The sequence below is a fragment of the Paenibacillus sp. SEL1 genome (genome assembly GCF_054602535.1).
The window spans coordinates 4,108,658-4,126,124 of the sequence record NZ_CM137723.1 but is presented as its reverse complement, the minus strand read 5'-3'; the positions used below and the strand labels follow the sequence as shown (position 1 = coordinate 4,126,124).

Below are 17,467 nucleotides of genomic sequence, written 5' to 3'. Positions count from 1 at the left end.
TTTCAGGATTCCGTCGCTTGCTCTGCAGCCTCATATTCACTTCGCAAAATCCCCATCTGAATAATGTCATAGTATTGCCCTTCCCTGAATAGCTTTTCCCGCAGCCGACCTTCTTCCTTGAAGCCGCAGGCCAGATAGCAACGGTGTGCACGTTCATTGAACGCATAGACCTCCAACTCCAGCCGATGCAGGTTCAGTGTATGAAATGCGAATTTTTGTAATAGCCGGATCGCTTCCCGTCCGTATCCTTTGCCCAGATCACCGTCACGCCCGATCACAACACCAAGGGTGGCGTGCCGATTCACCCAGTTGATTTTGAATAAGTCCAGTTGTCCGATATAGTCCAGTGTGTCTTTATGCGCAATGACAAAACCTTTGATCTCGGAGTTGCCGTCAATCATCATCTGTACAAAGGATTCGCTATTCACCTGTGAATGCGGGTAGATAAACACGTCGCTTAAACCACGTGTGATTTCCGGGTCATTGACCCATTTTCGGATATCTGGTATATCTTCTTGACGGTATTCTCTCAATACAATTCGTTTTCCAATGATATGCGGCATCGTAATCTTCCCTCCAAATTATGTATTTGTTTTGGCAATACTAACTCCCCGCCAACACCTTTACGCTTCCATTACTCTTACAAACTCCAGAAAACGTGTACCTTTATAATGAAGCTCCCCACGATCTCCGATCACAATCATACCAAAGTCCGTATCCTTCACCTCCAGCTCCACACGTTCACCCCCATCAAACTCAAAGGTGATATAATAATATGTCGAAGCTGAAAAATCGCCTGATCCCCCACGCACTCTCGTCCGTTTATCCACAACCTTACATGAACGTTGTACCTGTTCGGCTGCTTGATTGGACAGGCCCGCTCCTATCGTTTTGACAATTCCCATAATCATTACAAAAGCTATGAGTCCAAATACGATAAAAAAGATCATATTAAACGATTGAAATTCCATAAAATCACTTCCCATTCGCTTCATCCTTTCTACAGTAAAATGTAAATTTTCCATTCTATTGCCCATTGACAAATCGTACATCTTCACCCTCAAAAACTCCAATACTTTTTTAACATACTTACGAAAAAAAAGTTCTTTCGCTCTTTTCCGCACCCCGCTTGGACTTATACCCGATCTGGGTCCTCTGATCCCCTCTAGACCGATTGACAAAACTATATATAGATATAAAATAGAGAATGTACTCTAAATATAGTGTAAAAAACGTATTTATGCCCGATATCTTGAAGATACAGGTATGAAAATACATGTAAATATAGAGTCAAAATCTTAAATGGCGCAGCCAGCAAGGGATTCCATCTATAATAGATCCCAGGCAATGCGTTTTCTTTTTTCGTTAATTGTTTAAGGAGGTTGCATACCATGCTGATTGCATATGATTCGAAGACCGGCAATGTAAAAAGATTTATAAACAAGCTCAAGCTTCCAGCGGTTCAGATTGAGGAGCAAATGACTATAGAAGAACCTTACGTACTTATTACATATACAACTGGGTTTGGGCAGATACCTGAGAGGGTGTCTTCCTTTTTGAAAAAGAATGCTCAAAACCTTGTTGGTGTAGCTGCAAGCGGCAACCGTAACTGGGGTGAGAAATTTGCCAAAAGTGCGGATTTGATTGCCGATCATTATAATGTCCCCGTGATTAGTAAATTTGAATTATCTGGAACGTTCGGAGATGTAGAGCGTTTTAAACAGGAGGTGAGCCGAGTTGCGGCATATTGAATTGAACAACATGTTGATGAAACGCGATACAGACGGCTTTTTCCAATTGGAAAAAGACCAAGAGGCTGTAGCAGAGTTTATGAAGGAAGTTCAGGAACGGAGTTTGAAGTTTGCTGACACAGCCGCTCAAGTGCTGTATATGATTGAGAATGATTATTACGAAAATTTCTATAACAGCTACACGGCTGACGAAATTAATGATATTTTCCATATCACTCATAGCTATAATTTTAAATTTCCTTCCTATATGGCAGCATCCAAGTTTTATACCGACTATGCAATGAAGAGTAACGACCGGAAAGTCTATCTGGAACATTACCCTGACCGGGTTGCTGCTGTCGCGCTGCATTTAGGACGCGGTAATGCCGATACGGCACGCCTGTTGTCCCGCTCGATGATGGAGCAACGCCTCCAGCCAGCAACACCAACCTTCCTGAATGCAGGCAAAAGTCGCCGTGGGGAATTGGTATCCTGCTTCCTGCTCGAAATGGACGACTCCCTGAACTCAATTAACTATGTGCTGAACACCTGCATGCAGTTGTCCAAAATCGGGGGCGGTGTTGCGGTCAACCTGTCGAAACTGCGGGCACGCGGCGAAGCGATTAAAGGCGTAGAAGGCGCAGCAAAAGGCATTATGCCTGTGCTGAAGCTGATGGAAGACGGTTTCTCCTATGCGGATCAAATGGGGCAACGTAAAGGCTCTGGGGCAGCCTATTACAACATTTTCGGATGGGACGTGCTTGAGTTCCTGGATAGCAAAAAGATCAATGCTGACGAAAGAGTACGTCTCAAGACACTTTCTATTGGATTGCTGGTGCCAAACCGCTTTTACAAGCTGGCTCAAGATAATGAACCGCTGCATGTATTTGCTCCTTACAGTGTGTTCAAAGCCTATGGAACGCATCTGGACGACATGGATTTGGATGAAATGTACGACACGCTGCTCGCTGACGATCGGGTGAAGAAAAAAATAGCGATGAGCGCACGTGACATGCTGACGAAAATTGCCATGATTCAGTTGGAGTCTGGTTATCCATATATCATGAACAAAAGTAACGCGAACCAGGCACATGCTCTTAAAAACGTGGGTCAAGTCAAGATGTCGAACCTATGCACGGAAATCTTCCAGTTGCAGGAAACTTCCGAAATTACAGATTACGGACAACAGGATACTATCCGCCGGGACGTGAGCTGTAATCTGGCTTCCCTGAACATTGTAAATGTGATGGAACATGGTAAAATTCGCGAATCCGTTCATGAGGGTATGATCGCGCTTACCTCAGTCAGCGATATGACCCAAGTAGCTAATGCACCAGGTGTTGCAAAAGCGAACCGTGAAATGCACTCCGTCGGTCTGGGTGTTATGAATCTGCACGGCTACTTTGCCAAAAACAAAATTGCGTATGAAAGCAATGAAGCGAGGGACTTTGTCCGTACCTTCTTCATGACGATGAACTATCATTCCATCGAAAAAAGTATGGAAATCGCGAAAGCAGCTGGACAAAGCTTTTATGGATTTGAGGAATCGGATTATGCGACAGGCGTATATTTTGACCGATACCTGAACACAGATTATCGTCCAACAACTGCACGTGTACAAGAGTTGTTCAAAGACATCTATGTTCCGACTTCAGCGGACTGGGACAAATTAAAAGCAGATGTGATGAAAAATGGTCTGTACCACGCCTATCGTATGGCGATTGCGCCGACTGCTAGCATTTCGTACATTCAAAATGCAACATCCAGCGTCATGCCAATTGTTGAGCAGATTGAAACCCGTACCTATGCCAATTCGACGACCTACTATCCAATGCCTTATTTGCAAAAGGATAACGTGTTCTTCTATAAATCTGCTTATCAAATGGACCAGTTCAAAGTGCTTGATCTGATTGCAGAAATCCAGCCGCACGTGGACCAAGGAATTTCGACCGTGCTTCATGTGAACAGTGACGTGACTACGCGTCAGTTAGCACGTTGCTATCTGTACGCTGCACACAAAGGACTTAAATCGTTATACTACACTCGCACCAAAAAGCTGTCTGTGGAAGAGTGCCTCACCTGCTCCATCTAAAGTATAAGGTAACAAGCTGTAGTATAAAAATTAGATTTTGAATAGATATAGATGCTTTGCATTAGAAGCTGTATCCAGCGTGTGGTTCAGACCTTTACGGGACTGGACAGACCCTCGCGGATACAGCTTCCGTATGTCAAGCATACGATGATTCGCCTGCACTATTTCAATGTGTGTTTCCAGGGAATCTCGCAAGCTGAAGGGAGAATGCTAACAATGACAGGTATACAAGCTGTAAACTGGAATCGCTCGGACGATGATTTCACACTGATGTTCTGGAACCAGAACATTATGCAATTTTGGACGGATGATGAAATCCCGTTGTCTGACGATAAAATGTCCTGGGTAACCCTCAGTGATATCGAAAAAGAAGCCTACATGAAGGTGCTAGGCGGCTTGACGCTACTGGATACCATTCAAGGCGGCGTGGGTATGCCGCAAATTATGGAGCATGTGGACGGACTACAGCGCAAAGCTGTACTAAGCTTTATGGCGATGATGGAACAAATTCATGCCAAGTCGTACAGTAGCATCTTTACAACGCTAGCTTCCACGGAAGAAATTGACGGCGTATTCCGCTGGGTGGAAGAAAATCCACATCTCCAAACCAAGGCAGAAACCATTCGTCAGTATTATATGAATATCCACACACCGAAAGACCTGTATCTCGCGATGGCAGCGTCGGTGCTGTTAGAAAGCTATTTATTTTATAGCGGCTTCTTCTACCCTCTTTATCTGGCGGGCCAGGGCAAGTTGACATGCAGTGGAGAAATTATCGATTTGATCCTACGGGACGAAAGTATTCACGGTGTGTACGTAGGTGTACTGGCACAGGAGATTTATGCAGAATTGGATGAGGAAGAACAACGTGATCTTTACCAGACACTGGTAGGCTTGTTGCGCTACTTGCACAATAACGAGGAACAATACACCGAGCAAATTTACACTCCTATTGGACTCGTAGACGATGTGAAAGTCTTTTTGCGCTACAACGCCAACAAGGCCATGATGAACTTGGGCTTTGATCCACTGTTTGAAGAAGAGGAAGTTAATCCCATTGTATTCAACGGCATCAGCACTCATACTAAGCAGCATGATTTCTTTTCTAAAAAAGGAAACGGCTATGTGCGGGCGATGAATGTAGAGCCGCTGACAGATGATGATTTTAATTTTGGCGTCTAAGTACAAATACGTGAAATTAATTTAGCAAGGTGATACTATGAAGAGCCGTCCGCATGCGGATGGCTCAGACTGTAAACAAAGTAGATAGTTTATATATTTTAGGATTTTGCAAAATTCGATTCCAGTCGCTCCGAAGTGCAAGATATAGACGAACTAAACCATTTCGATCTATATCTTGTTCATTGGAAGTCGCTTATGGGATTTTTGCAAAATCCTCATTTACTTGCGTTCGCTTATATAAAACTGGTATTGCCGCTGCTATAAGGATTATACCCATAAAAGCGGGTGCGGCATGACCAAGTGATACATAGATTTGACCTCCAATGATAGGCCCCATCATTCTTGCTAAAGCCTGAATAGATTGACTACCTCCTTGAATCCTTCCTTGTTCACTAGAATCAACAGACTTGGAGAGCATCCCATTGAATGAAGGCCCAAAGACTGAATCACCAAAACCAAATATAAACATTCCAGCGATAAAAAGAGGATAGAATGAGAACAAAGCAGATAGCGCAATAAGACTATAGCCTATAATCTCCGAAACCATTCCAAGAATGGCTATCTGTTTATCACTAAGTTTTCTCAAAAGCTTTGGCATGATGAAACCTTGTGAGATAATGTCTTGGACACCCATAATTGAGAACATAAGTCCGATTAGTGCAGGCTTCCAACTAAAAGTATCCATTGTAAATTGTGAAAAAACGGCCTGTAAAGATCCGTTGGGTATCCAAAGTAAGAACGCCGAGATAAGTAGCCTGTTTAAGTTTTTCATGGAAAGCAGGTTTGCAAGCTGTATGAATGGATTAAGTCTTACAAAAGTAATTTCTTTCAGTCTATGTTTCTTGTCAAGGCTCTCAGGCATAAAAAAGAATCCATATATAACATTCACTAAGGTTATAATTGCTCCAAAATACATGGGTACAGAATAACCAAACTTGGCAAGTAATCCGCCTACAGTTGGGCCAATGATGGTACCTACACCTACAACCGCACTCACCCATCCAAAGTATTTGGTTCTCTGTTTTGTAGGAATGATGTCTGCAAAATAGACGAAGATCGTGCTTATGCTCCCACCTGTTATACCCTCTATTATGCGTCCCGCAAATAGTACCCATAGAGCTCCTCCTATGCCAAAAACCAAGTACCCGATTGCGGAACCCAAAAGGCATACTAAGAGCAATGGACGACGGCCATATTTGTCACTCAGAGCTCCAAGCACGGGGGCCGCAAAAAACACGCAGAAGGCATAAACAGAAGTCAGCAGCGTGACAACGATAGCTTGTTCTCCCGGATTGCTTATATAAGGCTGTACTAAGAAAGGGACGACAGGTGCTATGATACTGAAGCCTATTCCGCAAAGAAACACAGAGATAAGACCGAATATTAAAGCGTGTTTATCTACGGTTTGTTCTGTGTTCTGTTCATTGTGTGATCTAAATTTGAACATTAAATTCTCCCCTCAAAAGCTATGTTTTTATTTCCTTGGAAGCAAAAACATCGTATCACAATTTTGCTTCCTCGGCAACAAAATAATAGCAAAAAAAGGCAGCCTGTTCTCAATAGAGCCCGGCTGCCTGTGATTTGATTTTCATTATTCAGATTTATTCCGACTTAATATCTATACCCTGTTTCTTTATTTCCGCATCCAAATGCCTATTATACTTCTCCACGAAGCTAAGCATACTATCAAATTGTTCCTCGGTTACCTGTTCAAACACGGCTTTATCTCGCTCTTGAAACTCTTTATGCAGGTCCTCATGGATTTTATAGATTACTTTCCCTTGCTCCGTAAGCCGAAAATAGATTTCTTTCTTGTTATCCGGCTTCTGGTAGCTTTCGATAATGCCTTTTTTTATGAGCTTCTTAGTTATTTTACTTATGGCACCGCTAGTCATATAAAGGGACTCCGCAAGTTTTGTCACGTTGGAATCTATATTTCTTTCAATGTATTCGATGCAATGGACTTCAGAAGACTTATAACCCTTAAGACTGTCTTCCATCTTATCCTTATTAAGCCAAACCATCTTGTTATATAAGTCCCTGAAACCCATTATGACCTGTTCTTCTTTGCTCATGGCCTGTCCTCCCACCCGTTGGTGCATTAACAACATAATATAATATATTTTTGTTTCTATTTCAACAAGTGTCTAAGCAATTCAGTAAATAAACCTAATCTACTAAACGGCAAGCAGGGTAAAAAAGATATCACTCCCCATGCTGTATGTATATTTACTCTTCAGACGAGGACATACACGCAAAAAAACGGCCAGATCGCTAAAGTAGCGGAATCGAGCCGTTTTCCATTTCTTAAGACCGAGCCTCTGTGAACATTTGAAAGGTGACACCAAACTTGTCTGTTACATTCCCATAAGCTGGACTAAAATGGGTTTCCTGTAAAGACATTCCCACCTGTCCTCCTTGCTGTAGAGCATCAAACATTTTTTGAGCTTGCTCCACACTATCGGTTGTAATACAGATGCTCACCTGATTCCCACTGCTAAACGGTGATCCGGGAAAGGTATCAGAAAACATGAGCTCTGTCTCACCCACTTTAAGGGTAGCATGTTCCACACGTTCCTTGACCTCTGCGGGAATGGGAAAATCGGGGTTTTCCGGCATTTCTCCAAAGGTTTGAATAAAAAGCAGTTGAGCATCCAATGCCTCTTTATAAAATTCGATTGCTTCTTTTGCATTTCCATCCATCGTGATGTAAGGAATCAAACGTTTGGACATCTTCAACACAGCTCCTTTAATTCGAGGTGATTAACCCAGCATTTCTCCTGTATTATATACAAAACTTGTCAAGAAAAACAAATCTGTATTCTTAGCTTTCATGCACTTGAACGCCAAGCTGCTTTAGCTCCTTTATCGCTTCCGTAACGTTACGCTGTGGATGAAGCGCAGAGATCATCTGGGCAGTGATCGGAACGCCGTTGAAAATCTGGCTTACCACCCCTAGAGAAATCGGCAACTCATAGTAACTTTCAGCCCAATCCTGATATTCCTCCGCTGTAACTATAATTTTCCCCAGCAAAAAAGATGAGCCATCGTCATATCCCTCAGGAAAGTTCGCGTTGCCCATACGCCACTCCTCATCTCCCGCTTCCCTCCACATACAAAAGGTAACGTCCTCTTTCTCCAACGCTTCATCTTCCAAAAGCTCCATCATATCATCAGGCACACCGTCGTACATGCCCGGCCAGACCTCATATTCGTCTCTCGCATGAGGACTTACAGGGGATTCGTGGTCAAAACCCTTCAATAGCACACCTCCACGCGTCCATAGCATATGAATCGTATCTCCAGCGCCGTTGTTCACCTCACCCAGACACACATCACCAGACCATTCAGACTGCATACGATACGTGCGTAACCAATCTTCTGGAGACAATATAATATCCAGCGCTGACAGCAGCATCATTCTCTCTTTTAAACCATTCGGCGTTACCTGTGCATCAAGCATCATATTCTTCATCATACCTCCACCTTGTCCATGCGTACTAAAATTCCATTTGTCTCTGCTTTTGTCCAAGCTTTGCTTGTTCAACTATCTGCCGAATGAAAGGTCCTTTTGCTTCGGTATACGCTGCACGGTCATGTTTGAATTGATGCGCCAAATCTTTTTTTAAAGTATCATACGCTCGCAGGCTATCAGGATGCGCTTTCAAGTAATCTCTGAACAATAAATGGTTTTTCCAATGTTCTCCTTTATACTTGTAAATATGCAAATGATGGGTCCCAGCTCCCCATTCTCCACGGCGAAAGAAAGCTCGCTCTGGAAAATCAAGCTTATGTACATATTCATATTCAATACCTAGTAAACGCTGTCGCTGTTCGGATTGAATAATAGCCAAATCTTCTACTCCAACCATAATATCGATAATAGCCTTGGCTCCCAGACCAGGAACGGATGTACTGCCAATATGCTCTACGCCGACACATACGTCTCCGAGGGCCTCTATCATTTTTTCTCGTTCTCGTGTATACTCAACTACCCACTGCGAATTATATTCGGATATCACTACCTGCTTGGACATGGACGCACCTCCATTCGTTTTCTAAAAGAATGCCTTCCCAGTGCGCTTGGCACACCTCAGAAGGCATTCTCTTGTTCAAATTAAAAATCATTTAGTTGCTTCATCCCTATGATTTGGCTTCTCAATCACGATCAGACAGGTACTGTCTGGCAAAGGAACCGGCTGTCCCTGCTCATCCATGAACTCAACACGACTGGACAGCGCTTCGGCATAGCCCTCCTGTAAATAGTGGCGACTCACCCGGATGATCGCTTGTGTACCAAGTGTGTTACGAATACATTCTTCATACTGTGACGGAGTAAAATAACCAAACTGCTCCTGCACTTCATGCACATAGGCTTCCGCTCCCCATGTATAGGTATATAGGAATTCCATTGCATCATTTACCGGCAAAACAGCCTCATGCTCACCTATACGCTCTATTTCTATGGGACGACCCGCAAAATCCTGCGCATACCGCATCAGCCATTCCATTCCGTCCGGCTCCAAAAATCGAATGCGTCTACGCTGCTCTACGGGTTCGGTCATAATACCGTCTCGAATGATAATGCGTCCGCCGGGTGCAAGTACACGATAAGCGCTTTGCAAAGCAGCTTCCACTGTTTGTGAGTTGAACCTTTTTCCATCTCGTTCGATGTAGGAATACAGCTCGTGAAGAATCGAAGAGAAGATAACCGTGTCCATACTCCCCGTTTCCACATATTCCTCCAACCGAAGCGCATCTCCTTTGATGACATCCCAACGATGGCGCTCCAATTGCTTTTTACGTTTAAGTGCCTCAATGACATTCACAGAAATATCAAGACCTAATGGCTTCGCATCTGGTCTTTCCTGTTCGATCAGATCCAGCAGCACGCCCCCGCCGGGTCCAATATCCAGTATGCGGGTTCCAGTCACATAATCCAAAATGACCCTTTTGTAATCTACGGTCTGGTTCATATCTGTAAGATACGTTTCCTCATTGTGAAAGCGATCATAAGCATCGCGCCGTAAGCCGAACAGATCAAACAGCAGCAAAACTGCTTTGTCATACAGAGGCGTCTTTTCTGCCTCAATACAAAAGTCGATCAGTTTTTCAGCAGCTGATGAAAATACAAAATTGAAAAATACGGTACTTGGCAGCTCCTCTTTATGCTCTACAGTTACACTCAAATGAGGATTATGCTTCCGTTTTCCCTTTGAAATGTCCTGCCAGGACAGTGAGCTTAAGTATTTTTCTATCATTCGTTTTTTGTATACGTTAATTTTCTTAACACCACGATAGTCATAATACATCGTATTCATAAGCGATTCAAAACTGATATGCCGTACCGTTGCCGGCTGTTCCTGTCCTGTACCATCCCTCAGTGTGAGTAAGAATACCTTGACCAGTTCTTGAAGTGAAAAATCCTGCAAAGCGGATTCTACATACCAAAGTGTCCGATTCTCTAGCGGAGCCAGCGCCTTCTCTACATTCAGCTCCCGCTCCAGCTCGGCGTAAGCCTGCTCAAACGGCTCCCCTGCATGTATCGAAACCGACCGCAATCTCTTCAATCGTTCCTTTACACTCCAGACTACAGGTGCGTTGTCCCATGCAATCCAACCGATTAGCTCCTCCACTTCCCCGCGTACTTGGTCCCATAATGCAGGTTCTACCCCGGCGATAATACATTCGTTCAGAGCCCGTAAAACAAGCTCCAGTTCCTCAGGGCTCAGCCAGCCCTTACGAGTAATTTCAAGCAGCAGTCGATTTTCCGCAAAAGGAATTTCTCCCCGTATATATTGCCCAATCAATCCATGCGTCTCAATCAGAATTCGGGTCATGCTATTGCGCGGGTAAGCAGGGGACTCCGCTTGGGCCTGTCTGACATACAGTTGGGAGGAGCCGATATTATGTACAAATAAATTTATACCCTCATGCTGCCAGCGTAGCCGCTCGCGGACTGTGCCTCCTTTGGCTGTCTCAGACCATACCAAAACATCCTCCAGTAGCTCTTTAACCCAGAATGACAATGGAAGTCCGTCCAAAATAAGCAACGTACGCTCCACGTAATCCAGTACAGGATTGGCATCCTTTAACTCACCTATGGATCGAATGCGTTCCAGATTAACAATACGCTCCTCAGCCGAAACAAGCAGCTTTAGCCAAGTCGGTGTATCCCAGGCCAGATCATTTTCTTTCCTGTAATTAGCAATGGCTTTTAACGATTGCAGCATTTTTCTCACCTCGTGTAATTCGGATTCGGTATGCACAGGAGACTTTGGATAGGATATTTGGATAAAACCTTGTATATATTACACTTTACCATACATTTGTAGCTTCCATCTCGTGGAAAATATTAAACATTTGTATCAATCAACCGCTTGACATACTTTCCAAACGCATACATAACCCCCAAATGTACTTTGGCCTGTGTATATTTATAAATAAACCAAGGCAGCGATGGCACATAATCATGAATGGCTACCACGCAAATATTAGTACCGGGAATTTGCAGGAACTCAAGCCTGCCGTGATGGTCTCCCCTTACAGTAGCAAAAGTACCTCCTGTGATTCGATAGAGTGCAAACTCAGAGGTGCTCTGCACACGGTCATAAATCATTTCTAACAATGGCTTTCGACTACCCAAAAGATACAACTGATAGGTATCCGGGCCCCCTGTTTCGACACGTACCCAAGGTTTTGCAAAGACCGGAAGCCAGGCCAAATAGCGCTCCCCGGCCCATGTTGCATCCTTACCAGGCGGGAGTTTGATCCGTTGCACCGAGCGTACATCAGATTTTAATGATCGAATTGCTGACTTTAACAGCTTTTTGGACTTGCTATGGGAATTCTTCTTATGCCGATATTCTTCTTCCTGTTCGAGTGAGGTTCGAGCTGCCTTGTCAAAGGAAATCTTCCCATCGCTGATGCCTTGAACCTTATGTTTTCGTTGCGGATACCGCTCAAGTATACAATCTGCTTCACCCCGTTATTACGCGCTGCCCGGCCAAAATGCTCTGCCAAAATTACATCCATATCCTCAAACGTTCCTTGTGTCAGCTTCGCCGAGGGCAGCATGGAATGAATGAGATATACGGCATAATCCGCTCCTTGTAATCCTTGATTTGCATCCTCCATGGAAAAAAAATCACACGAGCGCCATTCCACATGCTCTGTATTTTTACGCTGATCTCCATTGCGGGATAAGGCAATGACATCTGCATGCTCAGTCAGCCTCTGCAGCAGATTATGCCCGATATAACCACTGGCGCCTGTCAGTGCAATTCGGGACCTGCCTTTTGGATACAATACTCCAAGCTCTCGCTCTACTTGTCTTATCTCAGGTTCCGGTCGATACTGCTCACCTACACGCCCTTGCCTGTCATTAAGTTGCTGCTCATTCACTACACACCGCTCCCCACTCGTTATCACGCTCTGTGTTTCACATACCCTGATTTATAGTACCCGTAACAAGCCTCATGACAAGACATGGAAACGCAAACTAGACAGTGCCACCTTTGACAAAACAAATGACCGTAACTTCCATATAAGGAATTACGGTCAGCCTGTTTATTTCCATATACAGTTTAACGGGACGACTCCCACTACCTCCATCTTCCGAACTTATTATTCTGCACTTCGTTAACCTGTCCAAAAAATACCCGCTGGATCTATTTCTACCTGTTCGAGCTGTTCTTCAAAGCACGGATTAGGCGCAATCTCTTTTACGCGCTGCCAGCTTTCAGCCTCTTGTCGGGCATATACATGCCAATGATTTTCCTCCCAGCGAAATTGGACAATGTCCGTGCGATCCCACGACTCAATTTCATTAGAAGGCCTTTCTTCCGTCAAGATCAAACAGTTACCCTCTATTTGATAAATGAGCCGCACGTCAGAACGCACATAGCCTGGTACCTTTAGAGCAATATAGCCATTCAGCAGGTATTCAACCTTTTTAACGGTAAACGGATCAATCCGTTCGTTCACGAGATTTCCACCCCTTGATCAATTCGTAAATATTACGATTTAAATATAGCAGAAATCGAAGTTTTTGAAAAGTGTCCTCCTTGTCGTCCCAAAAGCAAAAAGATATCCTCCAGCCTGAAGGCTCAGAAGATATCTTATTACTCTTGTTATACGCATCCGAATCATAATTACCTATGATTTCCAGAAAGTTACAGTGCCGCTGTGCAACACGTCAACCATCTATAATAGATTTCGCTTATTTATCAACAGGAACGCCATCGGGTACTGGAATACCAAAATCAGGTGTTCCATCTTCCTTCCAGTTGAACGGCTGAACACGTGTATGACGATTCGGGTCATACAACGGGTCGCCTGTAATTTCCTTGTAATTCCGGGCGTGATATACGATTACATCGCTACCGTCAGCAGCAACCGTAAAACTGTTATGACCTGGCCCGAATTGTCCTGTTTCCTCATTGGTGCAGAATACCGGCTCAGGTGATTTCGTCCATGATTTCGGATCAAGTAAATCCGCATTCTCATCTGCTGTCAACAGGCCCATGCAATAATTGTGGTCTGTGGCGCTAGCTGAATAACTGATAAAGATCCGCCCGTTCCGTTTCAGAACCGCTGCTCCTTCATTCACCTTAAAACCGATGACTTCCCAGTCATATTCTGGTGTAGAGATCATAACCTGCTCACCGCGCAGCGTCCACGGATTGCTCATTTCAGAAATATACAGATTGGAATTACCGACGATGTCAGGGTCCTTCTGAGCCCACACATAATACAAAACCCCATTATGCTGGAAGGTTGTCGCATCGAGAGCGAACGTCTCCCAACGGGTTTTGATCTGTCCTTTTTCCACCCATTCCCCTTCCAGAGGATTAGCTGAATCATTTTCCAGCACGAACATCCGGTGGTCGAACAGGCCTTCCTTCGTTTCCGTTGTACGAGCTGCTGCAAAATAAATGTACCATTTGTCGTTAATATAATGAATTTCCGGTGCCCAAATGTTCGCACTTAACGGGCCCGTTTCATATTTGTGCCACACTGCGACAGGCTCTGCTGTACTCAAGCCTTGAATAGTACTTGCTCGTCGAACCTCAATGCGGTCATACTCTGGCACAGATCCGGTGAAATAATAGTATCCGTCACTATGCTTGTAAATCCAAGGGTCTGCCCGTTGCTCAATGACCGGATTATTAATGGGTACAGATTGATTCATGGTTATTCTCTCCTCTATGTGTAGTATGTAGTTCAAACAAATTAATCGCTGATACGTTTTCCCCAAATGGAAATTCCTTTTTCATTCATACCCGTGAAAATTAAAGTATGGCGACCAAGCTCCCAGTCCCATGAAGGAAGCAATAACAATTCTTCCTTTGTTCCTGCGGATGTATTGCTCCAATCCATTGTTAGAGTACGCTTGCCATCAAAACTCCAGTGACCTTCAAGAGAACCGCTGGTTGCCCGTCCTCCATCTTCCAGACGGAGCGGTTCAGCTTCCACATGGCCGTCTACTTCCTGCCTGATCACGATGCGCTCCCAGTTGCCGGATAATAGCCTTTTGGGTATATCCTGCTCCTTTTCGCCCGCATAGCGCTCCGGAGAGACGACCGGCCAGCCCTCTGCCGTCCACAATATTTTGCGTACATGCAGGTACGGCCAGCTCTTGTCCGTTTCTCCCCGCGCATGATGTACAATATAATAATCCGCACCGTCCTTCAGGACAGAATTGTGACCTGGCGCAACCCAGCCTTCTCCTTCGCTGAACCGATAACCGCCCAATACCTTGTTTCCAATCTCGTATTGAGGCAAATAGCTGGTATCTGCCATATCATGTCCATTCATGTCCACATAAGGGCCTGTGATCGAATCTGAACGGGCAACACGAACATTGTAGTCCTCAAACAAAGAATCATACGAGACGAACAAGTAGTATTTACGGAACATTGGATTGTACACAATGTAAGGCCCTTCTACAGCACCGTCCTCAGTTGCCCGATCTCTGGCAGCGATATTTTTACCATAGCCAGATTCTTTGAGCTTTCCAGTCTGGGGATCAAGCGGTGTAATATAGATACCGCCGAAAAAAGAGCCGTATACCATCCATGGATTTCCCTCTGCATCCAGCACCGGATTGGCATCAATCGCATTCAGCTTGTCATGCTCTCCTGTTTTAAGGACCAGCCCCTCATCCTTCCAAGGGCCTTCCGGGGAGCTGGATGTCTGCAATCCAATCGCAGACCGTGTGCTGCCAAAGGTAGAAGCGGAGTAATACATCCGATAGGTATCACCCATCTTGATGATGTCCGGTGCCCACAGATTGGTTGCTGATGACCACGCCTCTGCTTCCTTTGGAATGCCGGGGAGTGCATACTGAACCCAGTTCCAGTGAATCAGATCAGTCGATTTGCGTACCATGACACCAGGTCTCAATTCTCCACCTGTCTTTACATCCGTTGAGTAGACATAATAGCCTTGATCTGTTTTTATAATCGCCGGGTCATGTGCATTGTTAATGGTCCAGCGCTGTTCATCATTAATCGTACTCTGATCATACAAGTGATCGGGAGGCGGAGCCTGCGGATACACAGGGTCCGGAGTGTTATCCCCACAGCCGGATAGACCCAGCATGAGCAGCATAACCATAACTGTTATTCTCCTCCTTCCTTTACCCATTACATATTGCGACTGCCTTACATCATTCATCCGTCCCCTCCAAGTGTCAATTAACCTTTGACACCCGAAATGGCAACCGATTCAATAATTTGTTTCTGGAAGATCAAGAATATAATCAGTACAGGTAACAAGGCTATAATCGATGCTGCCATAATAAGCGGATAGTCCGTCTGAATGGCGTAAGTCGCATTAAAATTCGCGATAACCAGCTGCAATGTCTGCGTTTCTGGTGAGTTCAAGTAAATAATCGGTGCCAAATAATCGTTCCAAATCCCCATGAACCATAAAATAAGCTGTGCCGCAACTGCCGGCTTAATGAGCGGGAACGTAATCGACGAATAGAGTCGGAAATAAGAACTTCCGTCAATTTTCGCAGCTTCGATAATGGCATCCGGTACGCTAAGCAAGTACTGCCGCAGGAAAAAGATCATAACTACATTTCCGAACAAACCTGGAACGATCAGAGGCAAAAGTGTATCGACCCAGCCAAGTTTGGAAAACATCATAAACTGTGGAATCATAACCGTTGGGTATGGAATCATCATAGATGCGATGAGTGCCAAAAACAGTTTGTTTTTATGAGGGAATCTCAGCTTTGCAAATGCAAAAGCGGCCACACTGGATGTGAAGGTACCTATAACGGTAACACTTACAGCCACAATCACGCTGTTCTTGATCCCGCTTAACAAAGGTCCTGCTTCCCAAATTTCCTTATACTTGCCAAACTGGAACACCTCTGGTATCCATACTGGTGGAAGAGCAAAGACATCCTGCTTTTCTTTCACCGAAGTGGACAGCATCCAAAGCAGCGGCGCGATCATCACAATCGCTCCAATCGCTAGTACAATAAAGATAATGATATTGGTAACTTTCGTTTTTTGACTATGGGACATAATCAGACTCACTCCTTTCCGCGAAAATCAATCCCCATCAAAGGACGATTTTTCATTCATTTTAAATTGAATCAAAGTTACGATAAAAATGAAGATGCCGAGAATCATAGCCATCGCGGAGGCATATCCCATTTGCAGGTTTTTAAATGCCTTATCCCAAATATAAAAGACGATTGAGGCGGATGAGTATTCCGGACCCCCTGTAGGTGTCATAATGTTCATTTCAGTAAAGATTTGCGAACCACCAATGATATTAGTTACGACCAGGAAGAAGGTTACTGGTTTCACCATTGGCCATGTAATATTGCGGAACATCTGGAATCCGCTAGCTCCATCTAGCTCTGCTGCTTCATAATAAGAGCGAGATACGCTTTGCAGGGCTGCCAAATATAGCAGCATCGTATATCCGAGACCCTTCCAGACAGTCATGAGAATCAAGGCCGGTTTGACCGTATCTTTATCCATCAGCCAGTTAGGACCCTTAATACCGAATATTTCGAGGAATTGGTTTACCAAACCATAGTCTCCGTTGTATGCCCAGTTCCACATAATAGAAACGGCAGCCAACGAAGAAATAACCGGGATATAGTAAATCACACGAAATGTTGTCGTACCTGGAATCTTGCGATTCAAACCTAGTGCCAGCAGTAAAGCTAGTACAAGACCGATCGGAATACCCAGCATTAAGAAAAGAGTATTGTACATCGATTTATAAAAGAGCTCATCGCTAAATAAATCTTTAAAATTGTCGAGGCCAATAAAGTTCATTTGTCCCAATCCGTCCCAGTCTGTAAAAGAGCCGTATAACGAATAGACAAACGGGAATAACGTAAAGATTAGCAGACCGAGAATAGGTGGAAGAATAAATAAGTATCCATATACCTTCTCTTTGCGGTAGAGATTAGATTTGGTTATCACAG

At 44.3% G+C, this 17,467-nt stretch carries 18 protein-coding genes; 3 read left to right on the top strand and 15 right to left on the bottom strand.

Features of this window, described 5'->3' with window-relative positions; genetic code table 11:
* Window positions 1-2: 2 nt before the first annotated feature.
* Both ACYCSE_RS19340 and ACYCSE_RS19335 read right to left on the bottom strand, forming a co-directional pair.
* Window positions 3-563, bottom strand: coding sequence for a GNAT family N-acetyltransferase (locus tag ACYCSE_RS19340; RefSeq protein ID WP_322172134.1), 561 nt, complete (start codon window positions 561-563; stop codon window positions 3-5).
* A 60-nt stretch (window positions 564-623) separates the two neighbouring features.
* Window positions 624-986 (bottom strand): DUF2500 domain-containing protein, encoded by a 363-nt coding sequence (locus ACYCSE_RS19335; protein WP_322172133.1) that lies wholly within the window; start codon window positions 984-986, stop codon window positions 624-626.
* A gap of 405 nt (window positions 987-1,391) precedes the next feature.
* On the opposite strand from ACYCSE_RS19335, the gene nrdI reads away from it, so the two are divergent.
* The 3 genes from nrdI (at window position 1,392) to nrdF (ending at window position 5,004) form a co-directional block, all read left to right on the top strand.
* Window positions 1,392-1,751 carry a class Ib ribonucleoside-diphosphate reductase assembly flavoprotein NrdI gene (gene nrdI / locus ACYCSE_RS19330; RefSeq protein WP_016819181.1) on the top strand — a complete coding sequence of 120 codons (360 nt, stop codon included), beginning with the start codon at window positions 1,392-1,394 and terminating at the stop codon, window positions 1,749-1,751.
* A complete protein-coding gene (gene nrdE / locus ACYCSE_RS19325) occupies window positions 1,738-3,822 on the top strand; it encodes a class 1b ribonucleoside-diphosphate reductase subunit alpha (RefSeq protein ID WP_459699409.1) in 2,085 nt (694 codons plus the stop codon). The genes nrdI and nrdE overlap by 14 nt, the downstream gene beginning before the upstream one ends.
* 216 nt (window positions 3,823-4,038) lie before the next feature.
* Window positions 4,039-5,004 (top strand): class 1b ribonucleoside-diphosphate reductase subunit beta, encoded by a 966-nt coding sequence (nrdF, locus tag ACYCSE_RS19320; protein WP_029516760.1) that lies wholly within the window; start codon window positions 4,039-4,041, stop codon window positions 5,002-5,004.
* Window positions 5,005-5,197: 193 nt separating this feature from the next.
* Here nrdF and ACYCSE_RS19315 read toward each other — a convergent pair whose 3' ends face one another.
* The 13 genes from ACYCSE_RS19315 to ACYCSE_RS19255 form a co-directional block, all read right to left on the bottom strand.
* Entirely contained in the window at window positions 5,198-6,451 is a 1,254-nt protein-coding gene (locus ACYCSE_RS19315) for an MFS transporter (RefSeq protein ID WP_459699406.1), read from the bottom strand.
* Between the two features lie 154 nt (window positions 6,452-6,605).
* On the bottom strand, window positions 6,606-7,079 hold the full coding sequence (locus ACYCSE_RS19310) for a MarR family transcriptional regulator (protein ID WP_322159274.1): 474 nt from the start codon (window positions 7,077-7,079) through the stop codon (window positions 6,606-6,608).
* A gap of 232 nt (window positions 7,080-7,311) precedes the next feature.
* Window positions 7,312-7,737 carry a VOC family protein gene (locus ACYCSE_RS19305; RefSeq protein ID WP_459699404.1) on the bottom strand — a complete coding sequence of 142 codons (426 nt, stop codon included), beginning with the start codon at window positions 7,735-7,737 and terminating at the stop codon, window positions 7,312-7,314.
* Between the two features lie 91 nt (window positions 7,738-7,828).
* Entirely contained in the window at window positions 7,829-8,482 is a 654-nt protein-coding gene (locus tag ACYCSE_RS19300; RefSeq protein ID WP_459699402.1) for a hypothetical protein, read from the bottom strand.
* 22 nt (window positions 8,483-8,504) lie between these two features.
* Window positions 8,505-9,041 carry a GrpB family protein gene (locus ACYCSE_RS19295; protein ID WP_459699400.1) on the bottom strand — a complete coding sequence of 179 codons (537 nt, stop codon included), beginning with the start codon at window positions 9,039-9,041 and terminating at the stop codon, window positions 8,505-8,507.
* An 87-nt stretch (window positions 9,042-9,128) separates the two neighbouring features.
* Window positions 9,129-11,237: a class I SAM-dependent methyltransferase gene (locus tag ACYCSE_RS19290; protein WP_459699398.1), complete on the bottom strand. Its 2,109-nt coding sequence runs from the start codon at window positions 11,235-11,237 to the stop codon at window positions 9,129-9,131.
* A gap of 122 nt (window positions 11,238-11,359) precedes the next feature.
* Window positions 11,360-11,785, bottom strand: a complete 426-nt coding sequence (locus ACYCSE_RS19285) for a hypothetical protein (RefSeq protein WP_459699396.1) — start codon at window positions 11,783-11,785, stop codon at window positions 11,360-11,362.
* Window positions 11,786-11,823: 38 nt separating this feature from the next.
* Complete coding sequence (locus ACYCSE_RS19280) at window positions 11,824-12,408, bottom strand: NAD(P)H-binding protein (RefSeq protein WP_459699394.1); 585 nt, start codon at window positions 12,406-12,408, stop codon at window positions 11,824-11,826.
* A 237-nt stretch (window positions 12,409-12,645) separates the two neighbouring features.
* Window positions 12,646-12,990, bottom strand: a complete 345-nt coding sequence (locus ACYCSE_RS19275) for a DUF3024 domain-containing protein (RefSeq protein WP_459699392.1) — start codon at window positions 12,988-12,990, stop codon at window positions 12,646-12,648.
* Between the two features lie 235 nt (window positions 12,991-13,225).
* The gene (locus ACYCSE_RS19270) at window positions 13,226-14,197 is read right to left on the bottom strand and encodes a glycoside hydrolase family 43 protein (RefSeq protein ID WP_322159267.1); all 972 of its coding nucleotides are present in this window, start codon (window positions 14,195-14,197) and stop codon (window positions 13,226-13,228) included.
* Between the two features lie 41 nt (window positions 14,198-14,238).
* Complete coding sequence (locus tag ACYCSE_RS19265) at window positions 14,239-15,624, bottom strand: arabinan endo-1,5-alpha-L-arabinosidase (protein ID WP_322159364.1); 1,386 nt, start codon at window positions 15,622-15,624, stop codon at window positions 14,239-14,241.
* Window positions 15,625-15,704: 80 nt separating this feature from the next.
* A complete protein-coding gene (locus ACYCSE_RS19260; RefSeq protein ID WP_254349443.1) occupies window positions 15,705-16,547 on the bottom strand; it encodes a carbohydrate ABC transporter permease in 843 nt (280 codons plus the stop codon).
* A gap of 27 nt (window positions 16,548-16,574) precedes the next feature.
* A complete protein-coding gene (locus tag ACYCSE_RS19255; RefSeq protein ID WP_013309768.1) occupies window positions 16,575-17,465 on the bottom strand; it encodes a carbohydrate ABC transporter permease in 891 nt (296 codons plus the stop codon).
* Window positions 17,466-17,467: the final 2 nt, after the last annotated feature.

Coding starts and splice junctions, on each gene's coding strand:
- ACYCSE_RS19340 (WP_322172134.1), bottom strand. CDS start 563: ATGCCGCATATCATTGGAAAACGAATTGTATTGAGAGAATACCGTCAA.
- ACYCSE_RS19335 (WP_322172133.1), bottom strand. CDS start 986: ATGGGAAGTGATTTTATGGAATTTCAATCGTTTAATATGATCTTTTTT.
- nrdI (WP_016819181.1), top strand. CDS start 1,392: ATGCTGATTGCATATGATTCGAAGACCGGCAATGTAAAAAGATTTATA.
- nrdF (WP_029516760.1), top strand. CDS start 4,039: ATGACAGGTATACAAGCTGTAAACTGGAATCGCTCGGACGATGATTTC.
- ACYCSE_RS19315 (WP_459699406.1), bottom strand. CDS start 6,451: ATGTTCAAATTTAGATCACACAATGAACAGAACACAGAACAAACCGTA.
- ACYCSE_RS19310 (WP_322159274.1), bottom strand. CDS start 7,079: ATGAGCAAAGAAGAACAGGTCATAATGGGTTTCAGGGACTTATATAAC.
- ACYCSE_RS19305 (WP_459699404.1), bottom strand. CDS start 7,737: ATGTCCAAACGTTTGATTCCTTACATCACGATGGATGGAAATGCAAAA.
- ACYCSE_RS19300 (WP_459699402.1), bottom strand. CDS start 8,482: ATGATGAAGAATATGATGCTTGATGCACAGGTAACGCCGAATGGTTTA.
- ACYCSE_RS19295 (WP_459699400.1), bottom strand. CDS start 9,041: ATGTCCAAGCAGGTAGTGATATCCGAATATAATTCGCAGTGGGTAGTT.
- ACYCSE_RS19290 (WP_459699398.1), bottom strand. CDS start 11,237: ATGCTGCAATCGTTAAAAGCCATTGCTAATTACAGGAAAGAAAATGAT.
- ACYCSE_RS19270 (WP_322159267.1), bottom strand. CDS start 14,197: ATGAATCAATCTGTACCCATTAATAATCCGGTCATTGAGCAACGGGCA.
- ACYCSE_RS19265 (WP_322159364.1), bottom strand. CDS start 15,624: ATGGTTATGCTGCTCATGCTGGGTCTATCCGGCTGTGGGGATAACACT.
- ACYCSE_RS19260 (WP_254349443.1), bottom strand. CDS start 16,547: ATGTCCCATAGTCAAAAAACGAAAGTTACCAATATCATTATCTTTATT.